Source organism: Hyphomonas adhaerens MHS-3 (assembly GCF_000685235.1).
GTDB classification, from domain to species: domain Bacteria; phylum Pseudomonadota; class Alphaproteobacteria; order Caulobacterales; family Hyphomonadaceae; genus Hyphomonas; species Hyphomonas adhaerens.
The window spans coordinates 1,056,017-1,070,523 of the sequence record NZ_ARYH01000001.1; the positions used below are offsets into that span (position 1 = coordinate 1,056,017).

Here is a 14,507-nt window from a genome sequence, read left to right on the forward strand (position 1 = left end):
GTGGAGGTTGTCGGATGAACTGGATCAACAAGGTCACCCCGCCGGGCCTGAAGACCATGCTGGCCAAGCGTGACACGCCGGATGATCTGTGGGTGAAATGCCCGCTCTCCGGTGAGCTGGTCTACAAAACCGACCTGGAAGAGAACTGGCATGTGACGCCGGCGGGTGCGCATCTGCGTATTTCGCCGCGCACGCGGTTCCGTCTCCTGTTCGACGATGAGCGCTGGGAGCCGATCGAGCTGCCGGGCGTGGCCCTGGATCCACTGAAGTTCAAGGACGACAAGCCCTATCCGGCCCGGCTGAAAGCGGCCAAGTCGAAGATTGCGGCTCGCGAAAAGAAAGAAACCGAAGGCGGCGGTGCGCCGTTGCTGCAGGACGACTGCATGGTTGCGGCCTATGGCAAAATCGGCGGCGTTCCGGCTGTTGTTCTTGTTCAGGACTTTGCCTTCATGGGCGGCTCGCTCGGCATGGCAGCCGGGGAGGGGTTCATCACCGCGGCCCATATGGCGCTCGCCCGCAAGGCGGCCTTCGTCGTCTGCACGGCGTCCGGCGGGGCGCGCATGCAGGAGGGCACGCTCAGCCTGATGCAGATGCCGCGCACGACGCTCGCCATCAACGAACTTGGCGAAGCGAAACTGCCTTATGTCGTCGTGCTGACCGACCCGACCTCGGGCGGCGTCTCGGCCTCTTACGCCATGCTTGGGGATGTCCATATCGCTGAGCCGGGCGCAATGATCGCGTTCTCCGGTCCGCGCGTGATCGAGCAGACCATCCGCGAAAGCCTGCCCAAAGGCTTCCAGCGGTCGGAGTTCCTGCGTGAAAAAGGCCAGGTCGATATCGTCGTCGACCGGCGCAAGATGAAAGAGACGCTGTCGCGCGTGCTCTCCATGCTGATGCCGAAGTCGCGCCGGTCCAGTGACAGCATACCGGCCTCTCTGAATCCGCCGAAAACGCACGTGTCCAAGTCCAAGGGCAAGTCTGATTGAGCGGAGACAGTGCGGCCCTTGCCGCAGCGCTGAAGCGTTTCGAAGGGCTCTATCCTGAAGTCATTCACCTGTCGCTGGGACGGGTCGAGGCTGCTTTGGAAGCGCTCGGCCGTCCGCAGGACCGGCTGCCGCCTGTCATTCATGTCGCCGGCACGAACGGGAAGGGGTCCACCTCCGCCTTCATGCGGGCGATGGCCGAAGCGGCGGGCCTGAAGGTCCACGTCTTCACCAGTCCGCACCTTGTCCGGTTCAATGAACGTATCCGGCTGGCGGGCGAGATCGTTGACGATGACCGCCTGATCGACTGGCTGACGCGCACTTACGAGGCCACGCGGGGGAAGGAAATCACCCATTTCGAGGCGACGACGGCGGCGGCGCTGCTGGCCTTTTCCGAAGTGCCGGCGGACCTGCTGATCCTCGAAGTCGGCCTCGGCGGCCGCTATGACGCGACCAATGTGATCGAGCAGCCGGCGCTGTGCGTGATCACGCCGGTGGACTTTGATCACAAGGCGTTTCTTGGCTCGGACATCCGCAAGATCGCGGGCGAGAAGGCGGGGATCATCCGGCCGGGCCGTCCGGTGCTCAGCGCCATCCAGCGCAAGGTCTGCGATGATGTCATCACGGCCGAAGCAGCCCTTCAGGGGGCGCCGCTTTACAAGCTCAAGGCGCACTATATCGATGCCATGCCGGATCATATCGGACTTATAGGTGAGCATCAGCGGGCCAATGCGGCACTTGCGGCGATGGCCATGCAGCTGTTCGGCAATTCCACCCGCATTCCGCAGGAGGCCATCTTTGAAGGGGCGCGCACCGCGACCTGGCCAGCCCGGATGCAACGCCTGAAAGACGGCCCGCTCACGGCGCGCGTGCCCGGCACCGAGGTCTGGCTCGATGGCGGCCACAATCCGCATGCGGCCCGGGCCATCGCCCGCCACCTCGCAAAGCAGGAAGGGAAGACCGTGCTTGTTTCGGCGATGCTGGCCTCGAAGGATGCGACCGGCTTCTTCCTGCCGTTTCGCTCTTTGCGCCCACAGGTCTTCACCGTGCCGAATGCGCCGGGCCATCGGGCCGCAGAACCGGACGAACTGGCCGAAGCGGCGAACACGGCCGGACTGGACGCCGTTGCATGTGACAGCCTGGAAGCGGGGCTGAAAGCGGCAGCCGAAACGGGGGCAGACCGGATCCTGATCTGCGGATCGCTGTACCTCGCCGGGGAAGTCCTGTCGAAAAATGAGGAAGAGCCGGTCTAGGCACCTGAAAAGGTTTCCGGACATGGAAAAAGGGCGGCCAATCAGGCCGCCCTTCCCACTCTACGCGTACTCTACTGTCCGGGAATATGGGCATTGAACCCTTAACAGAACCCGAACGCGGTGACCGCAGGGCCTAGCTGGACTGTTTTGCCAGCAGGTTGCGGATTTCTTCCAGAAGCACTTCCTGGCGCGGCGGGGCCGGCGGCGGAGCGGCTTCTTCCTTTTTCTTCATTTTGTTCATGCCCTTGATGAGGAGGAACATGACGAAGGCGACGATGGTGAAGGAGATAATGGCGGAGATGAAGTCTCCGATTTTCACGACGACGGCCTCCTTGAGGACTTCGCCGTCGGCGCCGAGCGTGGCAGGCACCATCTCGTAATTCCAGCTGCCGAAATCCAGGCCGCCCATGACCGGACTGAGCAGGGGCAGGAAAACCCCCTGGATGAAGGCGGTGACCAGTGTCGCGAATGCGCCGCCCATGACAAAGGCAACCGCCATGTCAACGAGGTTGCCCTTCATTGCGAACTCTTTGAATTCCTTGAACATTCAGTGTCCCTTCCTGCGCTTCTTTCCCTTTGCCATCCAGACTGATGGTCTTGTTCCAAAATCTGGTCAAGACAGTTTACATCTGGAAAGGCGGGGTCACCTACCGGGCTTCCGGGTCCTCGCCGCCATTCACGCGGGCGCGCAGTTCCTTGCCGGCCTTGAAGAACGGAACGGATTTGGCCGGCACTTCGACCGGTTCCCCTGTGCGCGGGTTGCGCCCCTTGCGGGAATCGCGTTCGCGGACAGAAAACGCGCCAAAGCCGCGCAGCTCGACACGGTCACCGCGGGCGAGCGCGGCGGCGATCTCGTCTAGGATGACATTCACGACCTTTTCCAGATCTTCCTGGCGAAGGTGCGAATATTCCGTAGCGAGTTTTGCGATCAGTTCAGACTTCAGCATCCCATTGATATAAAACGCATTTGCGGCGGGAGCGCTAGGCCCCCGCCGCAAAGATTTCGTCAAATTTAGAAAGCTGGTCTTGCCGGCCCAACCGGGCCGGCCTTACCCGGCTCAGCCCTGAAGGGCTTCAGCCTCGGCTTTCCAGTCAGCGCCCTTGCCGGACGTGCCAACTTCTTCTTCCAGAGTTGCCAGCTGTTCGTCCGACATGGAGGCGATCTGCCAGAAGTGGAAGATACCGGCTTCGTTCAGCTTCTTCTCGAAAGCCGGGCCAACACCTTTGATCTGCTTCAGATCGTCAGCTTGTTCCTGCGGGGCCGACAGGCGGCCATTCGCATCGACATCGCCGGAATCTTCAGCCGGAGCGGCTTCTTCCTTGCTGCTGCCCGAGGAGGCCAGGGCCGCGCCGAGAATATCACCCAGCGAGGCGCCGGCATCTGCCGAACCATACTGTGCGACGGCTTCTGCCTCTTCAGCGATTTCCAGGGCCTTGATCGAGAGCGACACGCGGCGCGAGCCACGATCGACCTGGATCACCTTGGCGTCGACCTTGTCGCCAACAGCGAAGCGTTCCGGACGCTGATCTGCGCGGTCACGCGACAGATCGGAGCGGCGGATGAACGACTTCATTGCCGGTTCGCCGAATTCGACTTCGATCCCGCCCGAGGTGATCTCGGTGACGGTGCAGGTCACGGTCGAGCCGCGCTTCACGCCGCCGCCGGTATTGAGCGATTCCATCGGATCGCCTGCCAGCTGCTTGATGCCCAGCGAGATACGCTCTTTGTCGACATCGACGTCGAGCACTTTCGCCTTGACCATGTCACCCTTGTTGTAGGCTTCGATGGCCTGGTCACCCGACTGATCCCAGGAGATGTCGTTGATGTGAACCATGCCGTCCAGGTCCGGGCCGAGGCCGACGAACAGGCCGAACTCGGTGATGCCGCGGACTTCGCCTTCGATCTCGGTGCCGATCGGATGCTCTGCCAGGAAGGCCGACCACGGATTGTCCATGGTTTGCTTCAGGCCGAGCGAGATGCGGCGCTTCTCGGAATCGACGTCCAGCACTTCCACATCGACTTCCTGAGAGGTCGACAGGATCTTGCCGGGGTGCACGTTCTTCTTGGTCCAGCTCATTTCGGAGACGTGGATCAGGCCCTCGACACCGTCTTCCAGCTCCACGAAGGCGCCGTAGTCGGTGATGTTGGTGACGATGCCCTTGAGGCGCGCACCAACCGGGTAACGCACATCGATGCCATCCCAAGGATCGGCGCCGAGTTGCTTCATGCCGAGCGAGATACGCTGGGTTTCCGGGTTGATCTTGATGATCTGGACTTCGACTTCCTGGCCGACTTCAACCACCTGAGACGGGTGATTGATGCGCTTGTAGGACATGTCGGTGACGTGCAGCAGGCCGTCGATGCCGCCGAGGTCAACGAACGCACCGTAATCGGTGATGTTCTTGACGATACCCTTGCGGACGTCGCCTTCAGCCATGTCGGACACGATTTCAGCCCGTTGTTCGGCGCGGCTCTCTTCGAGGATGGCACGGCGGGAAACAACGATGTTGCCGCGCGAGCGATCCAGTTTGAGAACGGCGAACGGCTGGACTTCGCCCATGAGCGGGCCGACATCGCGCACGGGGCGGATGTCCACCTGGGAGCCCGGAAGGAAGGCGTTGACGCCGCCGAGGTCGACGGTGAAGCCGCCTTTGACGCGGCCGGAGATGGCGCCCTTGACCGGTTCGTTGGCGTTGAAGCTCTTTTCGAGCTTGATCCAGCGCTCTTCGCGGCGGGCCTTGTCACGGGACAGGACAGCGTCGCCAAGGGCGTTTTCGATACGATCGAGATAGACGTCGACAATGTCGCCGGATTCCGGCTGCTTGTCTTCCATCGAGAATTCGCGGAGCGGGATACGGCCTTCGGTCTTGAGGCCGATGTCGACGAGCACGGCATCGTTTTCAATGCGGATGACGGTGGCCGGGACAACCTGGCCTTCCTGCATTGCCGACGCCGCAGCCGACGATTCGAACATGGAGGCGAAATCGTCGGAGGAGGGGTTCATAGATTCAGTCATGTAAGGTTCCTGAGGCGGGACGAACGGTTCAAGGCAGGCGCGCACCATTGCGGCCTGCTGGATCGACCCGAGAGCGTGGTCTCTTTAAATCTTCAGTGGTGCAACCTGTTTGGATTTGAGGCCCCCTGTATTTACAGGAGAAAGCCCCTTCAGGTGCGGTTTCCACGGGCGAGGGCGACCTTGACGGCTGCCAGCGCCTTTTCCACTGCGGCCTCTATAGTCAGGTCGGTGGTGTCTATCAAGACCGCATCTGCCGCCATGGCGGCCGGGGCGTCCTTGCGGTTCTGGTCGCGCTGGTCGCGTTCGCGCAGCTGCTGGATCACCTGTTCGAGGGAAACCTCCTCACCAAAGCCCAGCAGTTCCCGCCAGCGCCGGTAGCCGCGCTGCTCGACATCGGCATCCACCCAGAGCTTCACATCGGCGTCCGGGGCGATCACCGTACCGATATCGCGGCCGTCCAGAAGGGCGCCGCCGTCCTGCAGGGCGAAGGCGCGCTGCAGCTCGAACAGGGCCTGGCGGACCTTGGGCAGGGCGCTGACCACGGAGGCGGCCTTGCCGGCCTCGGCCGTGCGCAGCTCCGCTTCGTTGAAATCGGCAAGATCCAGCGCCGAGGCGAGCGCCGCGAGGCGGGCCTCATCGTCCAGCGGGACGCCCTGTTTCAGCGCCGCCACGGCCGTCGCGCGGTAAAGCCGCCCGGTGTCCATGTGGGGCAGGCCGTAATGCGACGCGAGCCGCTTCGCGATGGTGCCTTTCCCGGAGGCCGTCGTGCCGTCGATAGCAATGATCATGGGCGCGGGGAGTGAGGGAAGGTCTCGGTGAAGTCAAGCGGGAGAAGTGGGGCAGGTTCCCGCACGAGCAAAGCGAAGGCGCAGCGGCCCCGCGCCGGAGGCGCGGGAACCGCCGCGAGCAGTCCTTATCTTGGCGCCATGCGGATGGCGCCGTCGAGGCGGATGCACTGGCCGTTGAAATAGGTATTGCGGGCCAGCTCCATGGCGAGGGAGGCGTATTCCTCCGGCTTGCCGAGGCGTTTGGGGAAGGGGACCGACGCGGCGAGGCTGTTCAGCACCTTCTCCGGCGCGCGCAGCATCAGGGGCGTTGCGAAGATGCCCGGCATGATCGAGTTCACGCGGATGCCGATGTCCATCAGGTCGCGCGCCATGGGCAGGACGAGGCCGTTCACGCCCGCCTTGCAGGAGCCATAGACGACCTGTCCGATCTGGCCATCCTGCGCAGCAACGGACGCCGTCAGCGTGATGCAGCCGCGCTCGCCGTCTTCCAGTTCCGGCAGTGTCGACATACCCAGCGCCGAGAGCGAGGCGATACGGTAGGACGCAACCAGCACGCCCTGCGCGCCGAAGGCATAGTCTTCGGTCGGCAGGCGCTTGTAGCGGGCGTTTTCCTTGTCCCAGGACAGCGTCTTGCCGCCTTTCGCAGCCATGGCGCAGTGGACGGTGATCCGTTCCTGTCCGTGTGCGGCGCGGGCCTTCTCGAAGCCGGCCACGCAGGAGTCTTCGTCCATGATGTTCACATTGCAGAAGATGCCGCCGATTTCCTTGGCGGTGGCTTCACCGGCGTCCTCGTTGATGTCGAAAATGGCGACCTTGACCCCGGCCTTTGCCAGCGCGCGGGCTGTGGCCTGGCCGAGGCCAGAGGCGCCGCCCGTCACGACGGCGGCGGTGTCATTGGTGATCTGCATGGTGTTTCCTCCTGATTATAATGGACTATGCCGGACTTTGCTGTGATCAGGCCTGATCACGCCGTGTCTTCGACAAAGCCCTTCCATGTCTTCATGTAGGTGACGAAGGTCTCGCCCAGCCCTTCGGCGCGAAGGTGCGCTTCGGGCACGGGCAGGGCAATGGGGGTGAAGTCCGGATCGGCCAGCACCTTCTCCGGGAAGTCATGGTGCAGGATGGCGCCGCGGCCGATGACGACAAAGTCCAGCCCGGCCTCCATCGCGTCCTGGCAGGCCTTGCCGGTGGTCAGCTTGCCCGCTGCGCCGAGGCGGCAGTCGCCGCGCGGCAGGTCTGTGAACCAGTCGACCAGACGCTTGCCCTTGTAGGCTTCGTCCTGCGGTTCCTTGAATGTGTTCCAAAGTGACATGTCGAGATAGTCGACCTTGCCGCCGGTCATGATCTCTCCGGCGAGGCGCCGGATCTCGCCAAGGTCCATGCCGAAGCGTTCGGGCGAGAGACGCACGCCGAGGGAGAAGTCCTTGCCGCACTCGCTCCGCACCGCGTCGATCATCTCCATCAGGAATTTCACGCGGTTCTCATAGGCGCCGCCCCATTCATCGTCGCGGAGGTTCACCTCGCCGCTGATGAACTGGCAGATCAGGTAACCGTGCGCGCCGTGCAGCTCGACGCCGTGGAACCCGGCTTTCTCCGCGCGCTTGGCGGCCGCGACGAAATCGTCGAAGGCCTGTTTCACCTCATCGCCCGTCAGGGCGCGGGCGCCGAACTCTTCATTGTCCGACGGGCAGACGGGCGCTTCGCCGATCAGCTCTGCGGGCGAGCGCATGCCGGCATGGTGCAGCTGGACGACCGAATGGCTGCCGGTCTTGTTGATCGCCTCGGCCAGGCGGGTGAGGCCCGGCAAATGCTTGTCGTCGAAAATGCCGAGCTGGCCGGGGAAGCCCTGGCCGATGGCCTGCACGTGCGCGGCGCAGGTCATGGTGAGGCCGAAGCCGCCCTCGGCGCGATAGGTGAGCCAGCGGAACTCGTCATCGCTGAGCGTGCCGTCGGCATGGCTTTGCAGATTGGTCAGCGGCGCCAGCATGAAGCGGTTCTTCATGGCCGGGCCATGGGCGAGAGTCAGGGGATCGAAAAGTGAGGTCATGCCCGTACTGTGGCGTGGCCAGCGCAGACGTCAATTTTGCCGTTGGGGCAGGGGGCTAGCGGACGGCGTTCAGCGCGGCGCCAAGCGCTGCCCGGTTTTGCGGGTCAATCACCGCAAAGACGATCTCCGCTTCCCGCGCCGCCGGGTGCCGCGCGCAGATCGTTACAGCGATATGAGCCGCCTGTGCGGGCGGGTAGCCGTAGGCGCCGGTCGAGATGGCCGGGAACACGATCCGGCGGAGGCCGCGCTGGCTGAGTTCGGTCAGGCAGTTGCGGTAGCAGTTTGCTAGAATGTCCGCTTCGCCATTCTGCCCGCCATGCCAGATGGGGCCGACCGTGTGGAAGATGAGGCGCGGGGCGAGGCCGAAGCCTTCGGTGACGCGCACCTCCCCCGGCGGGCAGGGGGCGAGCGGCCGGCAGGCCTCTTTCAGCGCAGGTCCGGCTGCATAATGGATCGCACCATCCACCCCGCCACCGCCCATCAGGCTGGAATTGGCAGCATTGACGATCACGTCCGTCTCAATGTCGAGCAGGCTGCCGGGATAGAGAACGAGACGGGGCATCAGAGGTCACTTCGTTTCGCGGTCTGGTTCAGGCGACCGGAAGAGACGTATCAGCGTGGGGCTGTTCTTCATAGGCAGGGCATAGGTCTGCTGCCGAAGTGGACTCACGAATGGCGACTGTTGGCCCTATTCGGTCATTGTGAGATTTCCCGCAATTGAGCATTGCAGGTCCTTAGCTGAAGATAGATCAGACGTCTTCCGAAGGCCGAATTTATCCAATATGTTCTTCTAACCAAGGTGGAGGGAAGAGAAGTTGCGGGACAGTTTCAAAGCGATCGGCTGTTATGGAATTGTAGTGGTGTCGTTTAGCGTCGCCGCACCAATCGCAGCAGCCCAGAGTATTGAACAACAATGGGCCTACTGTGTATATCACGGCAACGCCTACGGGCCGGAACTAAACATAAGTGGTTGCACAGCGGTGATTGAGTCTGGAGAGGAATCTCCCGCAAATCTCGCAATGGCTTTTAATAATCGTGGTAACGCTTATCGTGATCTAGGTGACTTCGCCCGTGCCTTCGCAGACTACGATCAGGCGATCGAACTCAATCCTCATTATGCGACCGCCTTCAGCAATCGAGGAAACACCTACGCTGATCAGGGAAACCAAGCGCGTGCCATCGCAGACTTGGACCAGGCAATCCAACTCGACCCACAAAACGTGAATGCCTTCTTTGGCCGCGGCAATTCCTACTACGCACAGGGCGACTATGCGAGCGCAATTGCCGACTACGACCAAGCGATCGAACTCAATCCGCAAGCAGCGTTGGTCTTCAACAATCGTGGCTCTGCTTATGCAAAATTGGGCGATCATGCGCGCTCCATTGCCGATTTCGACGAAGCAGCACGGCTCGAACCACGATTTGCGGATGCCTTCTTCAACAGAGGGAACGTCTATCTCTACCAAGGCGACTATGCGCGCGCCATTTTAGACTACGACCAAGCGATTCAGCTCGACCCACAAAAGGCCGATGCATATTACAATCGCGGCATCGCCTACCGCAATCAGGGCGACTATACCCGTGCCATTGCCGACATTGATAAAGCGATCAAGCTTAGTCCGCAAAAGTGAAGGGGCGGTGAGAGTCTAAAATCGGCGATTTCCGGCCACTACCCCCCCGAGATATCCGCCCCGAGCGTCGCCATGTGGGCGAGGAAGTCCGGATACGATGTATCGATCATGGAGATGTCGTCGACGCGGACGGGGGCCTGCGCGGCGGTGCCCATGATGAGGGCGCTCATGGCGATGCGGTGGTCGTGGTGGGTTTCGACGAGGCCGCCGCCCGGCACCTTGCCGGCGCAGCCCTGCACGATGAACCCGTCCGGCGTCTCTTCGGCCTCGACGCCATTGGCGCGCAGCATGGCGACGGTGGCGCCGATGCGGTCGCTCTCTTTCACGCGCAGTTCTTCCGCGCCTGAGACGATTGTCTCGCCCTCGGCAAAGGCGGCGAGGACGGCGAGGATCGGGAATTCGTCGATCATGGCGGCGACATAGCGCTCCGGCACATGGATGCCTTTGAGCTGCGCATAGCCGGACGCGATGTTGATCTGGCGCTCGCCGGCCGCTTCGCCGGCTTCTTCGGCGCCCAGATGCGCGCCCATCAGGTTTGCGACATCATAGAAGCCGGACCGGGTCGGGTTCGACATGACGCCGTCGACCTGAACATCGCTGGCCGGGGAGAGAATGCCTGCCGCGACGAGGAAGGCGGCGGAGGAGGGGTCGCCCGGAATCGCGGCCTCAATGGCGCGCAGCACCTGGCCGCCCGGAACGGAGATGCGTGTGGGCTCGCCCGGCTTGCGCTCGACGCCCACTTCGGCGCCGAAGCCGCGCAGCATGCGCTCGGTATGGTCGCGGGTGGGTTTGGCTTCTTCGACAATCGTCGTGCCGTTGGCCGAGAGGCCCGCCAGCATGACGGCGGACTTGACCTGCGCAGAGGCCTGCGGCGGGGCGTAGGTGATGGCCTGCAGGGTTTTCGAGCCGGTCAGCGAGAAGGGCAGGCGCCCGTCCGGGCCCGCCGTGTCCTTCAGGCCCATCTGGCGCAGCGGGGTCAGAATGCGGTTCATCGGGCGTGAGCTGAGACTCTTGTCGCCGGTCAGCTCTGCGGTCAGGTCATGGCCTGCCATGACGCCCATCATCAGGCGCGAGCCCGTTCCCGAATTTCCGAAGTCCAGCACGCCGTCCGGAGAGGAGAGGCCTTTGGCGCCGACGCCCGTCACTTCCCAGGCCCCGCCGCCAAGGCGTTTCACGTCCGCGCCGAGGGCCGACATGGCCTGTCCGGTGCGCAGAACATCGTCGCCTTCCAGCACGCCTGTGAAGCGGCTGGTGCCTTCGGCGAGGCCCCCGAAAATCAGCGCTCTGTGGCTGCAGGATTTGTCTCCGGGCGCCCGGACGGCGCCTTTCAGGGATTTGACGGGACGGCTGGTCCAGACCATGTAGATTTCCGAGCTGAATTTTTGCGTGAATTGGGGCTTTGACAGCGCGCGGCGTTCATGGCAAGCGCCGCCCAGATCAAAAACCAGAAATCCAACGAGGAGGCATTCGCCCGTGTCGAAAGACAAGCTTGGAACCAAGCAGGTTTGCCCGTCCTGCGAAGCCCGTTTCTACGACCTGAACAAGCGTCCGGCCGTGTGCCCGAAATGCGGGGAGGAATTCGACCCCGAAGATGAGGTCATCCGCACGACCATCACCAAGGTGAAGGCCAAGGCGGCGCGTGCTGCGGTGAAGACCGAGGACGAAGACGAGGATGACGACGAGGAGGCCGAAAAGGCCACCAAAACGCCTGATGACGCCGACGACGACGAAGATGAAGGCGCCGATGAGGAAACGGCCAAGGAACTTGGCGAGGATGACGATGAAGTGATCCTCGAAAGCACCGACGACGAGGAAGACGACGAGTCGGGCAAGAAAGTCCCGGCCGGCTTCAACGAAGACGGCGTTGACGATGACGACGAAGACGACATCATCCTGCCCGACGACGATGATGACGACTTCGAAATCGACGACTCGGACGACGATGACGACGACGACCTCACCCTCGACGACGAGGAAGATGAGAAATAGACTTGAAAGCCGGAAGAGGCGGGGATAAACCCCGCTCTTCCCGGTCCGGGGCCATAGCTCAGTTGGGAGAGCGCTTGCATGGCATGCAAGAGGTCAGGGGTTCGACTCCCCTTGGCTCCACCATTTCTCAATCATAGCTGATTGATTTATTTTAAAATTATTTTATTTCTGTGTTTGCGGCCCCGCCGTTTACCCCGCCACTGGTTTTGTGCGGTTAGAACTAACATTTTGTGGTTTGGCTCGCGACCGTGACGGGAAATGCATTTCTCCCAACGACGATTGCTGAAATGGAACGCGGCACTTCCAACATCTACCTGATGTGACGGGTAGCATCGGAAGAAGCTCAAGCGACGCCCCATCCAATATTGAAAGCGGTCCCGCGACCCACCTGACACTCTAATGTGCAGGTCGGGAAAGCTCATCAAATGCACGCTCGCGCCAAAAAATTGTCCGAATTCCGGGAAGGTGCAACGCGACTCGCGACTGAACCTGCACACGGCAACACGAACCAGCCTAAAGGAGTGCAGGAAAATGAAAAAAAATTCGGATCAAGATCTGAAGCGCACAACTATTAGGACGCCCAGACTGTCCGTCGGGACAAGCGTCGCTGCAGCGTTAACCGGCGCAAGCAAACAGGAGCTTTCTGCTGCGCCTGAAGCTGAACATCGCGCTGTTCGCCTGGCCAGTTTGTCTCTGCTTCTGATCAGCGCCGCAAACATGCTTGGCTGGTGGGTAGCCTTGGGAATCGCTCGTGGCAGTCACTCGCCTTGGCATCTGCCCTATGCTGTTTTGGGGGGAATTCTTGTTTACGCAGTGGATCGTGCCATGTTGCGTGCACTATGGTGTCGTGCCGGAATGAGTGCGGCCAGAACCCGTGGCTTTGCACTCGAGGATCAGGAGCGCGGATTTAACCCAATAATTCAGACATTCTCCCGGGTCGCCGTTTCCGTAATCATCTCGCTGACCACGGCGTCGTTCATCGAACTGGAAATGTTCCACAGGGACATTGATGCATTTCTGGAGCGTCGGACCTCGGAACAGAACGAGCCGGTCTTTCAGGCCGCTTCGGACCGGGTTGACGCCCAAATCGCGCTTAAACGCGCTGAAATTGAGCGGCTTGATGGAGAGGCTGCTGCTATTCTGGCGGATGCGCGTCAGACCGATGTTACTGCTCAGAGTGCGATTGCTGCACAGGTCGCTACGCTCATCGCAGAGCGTGCGGCGTTGCAGGACCGCATTGCTAGTCTGTCGAAGGAACTGGACTGTCAGACAACGAACCTTGGCGCGGAGGAGGCAGGTGGAATCCGTTGTGACGGGGTTGTGGCTTTTGCGGGCACGAGAACGAAACATAAAGTTGCTGGAGACCTTGCAGATTACGCGCGGGAGGAACGTGCAAATGCTGCAGCCCGCGTTGATGAGGTGGATCGGGAGCTGGCGCGTCTCCAGGTGCCATCGTCCACGACTAGTATCACACCAGAAGTGCAACAGCTGCTTGACCCGATAGCGGTCTCGCGAGTGCAGACCATGGCAGATCTTGATGAACTGGTTCAGGACCGCGACTTGATGATTTCGAAGAGCGCCGCACAGGATGCAGCTTATGCGGTTGTACCAGAAGGCCTGATCGTACGTGGCGAAGCGCTGGAAACTTTGGCCCGCTCATCTCCCTGGCTCGCCGGTCGCATCCTACTCGTCAGCCTGTCGTTGATCGTTCTCGATCTGGCCGCTGTATTCGTGATTACCGTACAACCGCCCCCGAAAAGTCTCGTTCTTAGAGAAGTCCTCGCCTCAGAGATCGCGATGTATGAAGCGATCTCTAAGGCCGAGCTGGCCATTGGCGAAGAGAAGCAGTCGATCTTTAGCGTCCGGGACATCACGACGAAGGCTGAAGACGAAAGTGATCAGCGCGTTACTTCTCGCAGGCAGGCCATGAAGACTCGGAAAATGGTCAGTGACCGGATCGACAACGATCTGGAGGTCCGCGTTGGCAGTCGGTGAGACAATGGGCGGCTGCTATCGAGAGAATGTGGCGCGCGAAAAAATTTTCTCACTGCCGGGAAAAACGAAAACCACGCTCGACTGATTGGGTGCAGGTGGATGGCGACAACCCCTTAAATATTGGTCGCTGCCGTCATGAACCTGCGGTTCACCCAGAAAGGTGAGCGGTACTAACAACCCTGGAAGATCCAATCAAACCCCAAAGGAACAAGAGAATGACGAACATGTCTTTACGCTCAAGCAAGCCTCGAGTTTCCCCTCTGGCTGTTAACGATGAGATGAGTCAGTCGGTCACCAACGCGATTGACCATCTGACCGCCGGCGACGCATCCCTTTACACCCGGTGGCGCCTTCGGGGTGCCCGTAGCCGGGAGGCGATCAAGCTCGCTGAAACTGCTCTCGTCGAATCCATGGCTGCCAAGCGCCGTGCCTTTGTATTCGCCGTTGGTCTGAGTGAGGACCATGTCAAGAAGGTCATGCTTTCAGAGTCGATGAAGCAGACCGAAGAGATCGAGCGGGAAATCGCGAAGACGATCGCTGAGGCAGTGGGGAATTTCGAAGAGCTGATTATCGGCCGGGAGGAGGCTGCCTATCGTGCAGAACTCGCACGCATCGCGGAAGCGCAGAAGATGTTTGAAAAAGGCGAACTGAGCGAACGCCGTTTCGAGCAGCTGATCGTTAGTATCGAGGCTTCGACGGACAAGATTGTCGATACGGTGCATAAGACGACGCGCGAAATTCTGACGAATCTCGAAAGCCGCTTTAATGCGGCTCTTCGCCAGAGCTGATGGGGGAGAGGCTATC

14 protein-coding genes and 1 tRNA gene are annotated in these 14,507 nt (G+C 61.2%); 7 read left to right on the forward strand and 8 right to left on the reverse strand.

The window, feature by feature from the left end; translation table 11 throughout:
• Positions 1-14 precede the first annotated feature (14 nt).
• A complete protein-coding gene (locus tag HAD_RS05255) occupies positions 15-986 on the forward strand; it encodes an acetyl-CoA carboxylase carboxyltransferase subunit beta (RefSeq protein ID WP_035569815.1) in 972 nt (323 codons plus the stop codon).
• The gene (locus tag HAD_RS05260; RefSeq protein WP_035569816.1) at positions 983-2,236 is read left to right on the forward strand and encodes a bifunctional folylpolyglutamate synthase/dihydrofolate synthase; all 1,254 of its coding nucleotides are present in this window, start codon (positions 983-985) and stop codon (positions 2,234-2,236) included. The genes HAD_RS05255 and HAD_RS05260 overlap by 4 nt, the downstream gene beginning before the upstream one ends.
• A 133-nt stretch (positions 2,237-2,369) precedes the next feature.
• Here the strand turns inward: HAD_RS05260 and mscL are convergent, their stop codons facing one another.
• From mscL to HAD_RS05295, 7 genes are all read right to left on the reverse strand, one after another.
• On the reverse strand, positions 2,370-2,783 hold the full coding sequence (gene mscL, locus HAD_RS05265; protein ID WP_035569818.1) for a large conductance mechanosensitive channel protein MscL: 414 nt from the start codon (positions 2,781-2,783) through the stop codon (positions 2,370-2,372).
• 100 nt (positions 2,784-2,883) lie between these two features.
• Complete coding sequence (gene ihfB / locus HAD_RS05270; protein ID WP_035569820.1) at positions 2,884-3,183, reverse strand: integration host factor subunit beta; 300 nt, start codon at positions 3,181-3,183, stop codon at positions 2,884-2,886.
• 111 nt (positions 3,184-3,294) lie between these two features.
• Positions 3,295-5,253, reverse strand: a complete 1,959-nt coding sequence (gene rpsA, locus HAD_RS05275; protein ID WP_035571682.1) for a 30S ribosomal protein S1 — start codon at positions 5,251-5,253, stop codon at positions 3,295-3,297.
• A 149-nt stretch (positions 5,254-5,402) separates the two neighbouring features.
• A complete protein-coding gene (gene cmk, locus HAD_RS05280) occupies positions 5,403-6,041 on the reverse strand; it encodes a (d)CMP kinase (RefSeq protein ID WP_035569822.1) in 639 nt (212 codons plus the stop codon).
• A 125-nt stretch (positions 6,042-6,166) separates the two neighbouring features.
• Complete coding sequence (locus HAD_RS05285; RefSeq protein ID WP_035569824.1) at positions 6,167-6,949, reverse strand: SDR family NAD(P)-dependent oxidoreductase; 783 nt, start codon at positions 6,947-6,949, stop codon at positions 6,167-6,169.
• Between the two features lie 56 nt (positions 6,950-7,005).
• Positions 7,006-8,088 (reverse strand): NADH:flavin oxidoreductase, encoded by a 1,083-nt coding sequence (locus HAD_RS05290; RefSeq protein WP_035569826.1) that lies wholly within the window; start codon positions 8,086-8,088, stop codon positions 7,006-7,008.
• 55 nt (positions 8,089-8,143) lie between these two features.
• Complete coding sequence (locus HAD_RS05295; protein ID WP_035569827.1) at positions 8,144-8,650, reverse strand: macro domain-containing protein; 507 nt, start codon at positions 8,648-8,650, stop codon at positions 8,144-8,146.
• A gap of 253 nt (positions 8,651-8,903) precedes the next feature.
• Here HAD_RS05295 and HAD_RS05300 point away from each other — a divergent pair, with 253 nt between their 5' ends.
• Positions 8,904-9,719: a tetratricopeptide repeat protein gene (locus HAD_RS05300; RefSeq protein WP_156942162.1), complete on the forward strand. Its 816-nt coding sequence runs from the start codon at positions 8,904-8,906 to the stop codon at positions 9,717-9,719.
• A gap of 38 nt (positions 9,720-9,757) precedes the next feature.
• On the opposite strand, the gene aroA is transcribed toward HAD_RS05300, so the two are convergent.
• Positions 9,758-11,080, reverse strand: a complete 1,323-nt coding sequence (gene aroA / locus HAD_RS05305) for a 3-phosphoshikimate 1-carboxyvinyltransferase (RefSeq protein WP_035569829.1) — start codon at positions 11,078-11,080, stop codon at positions 9,758-9,760.
• Between the two features lie 112 nt (positions 11,081-11,192).
• Between aroA and HAD_RS05310 the strand changes: the two genes are divergently transcribed.
• The 4 genes from HAD_RS05310 to HAD_RS05325 all read left to right on the forward strand — a co-directional run bounded on the left by HAD_RS05310 (position 11,193) and on the right by HAD_RS05325 (position 14,491).
• Entirely contained in the window at positions 11,193-11,708 is a 516-nt protein-coding gene (locus tag HAD_RS05310) for a TIGR02300 family protein (protein ID WP_035569831.1), read from the forward strand.
• Between the two features lie 47 nt (positions 11,709-11,755).
• Positions 11,756-11,831, forward strand: a tRNA-Ala gene (locus HAD_RS05315).
• A 408-nt stretch (positions 11,832-12,239) separates the two neighbouring features.
• A complete protein-coding gene (locus tag HAD_RS05320; RefSeq protein WP_162177471.1) occupies positions 12,240-13,703 on the forward strand; it encodes a DUF4407 domain-containing protein in 1,464 nt (487 codons plus the stop codon).
• A 215-nt stretch (positions 13,704-13,918) separates the two neighbouring features.
• Positions 13,919-14,491 carry a hypothetical protein gene (locus tag HAD_RS05325; protein ID WP_156942163.1) on the forward strand — a complete coding sequence of 191 codons (573 nt, stop codon included), beginning with the start codon at positions 13,919-13,921 and terminating at the stop codon, positions 14,489-14,491.
• Positions 14,492-14,507: the final 16 nt, after the last annotated feature.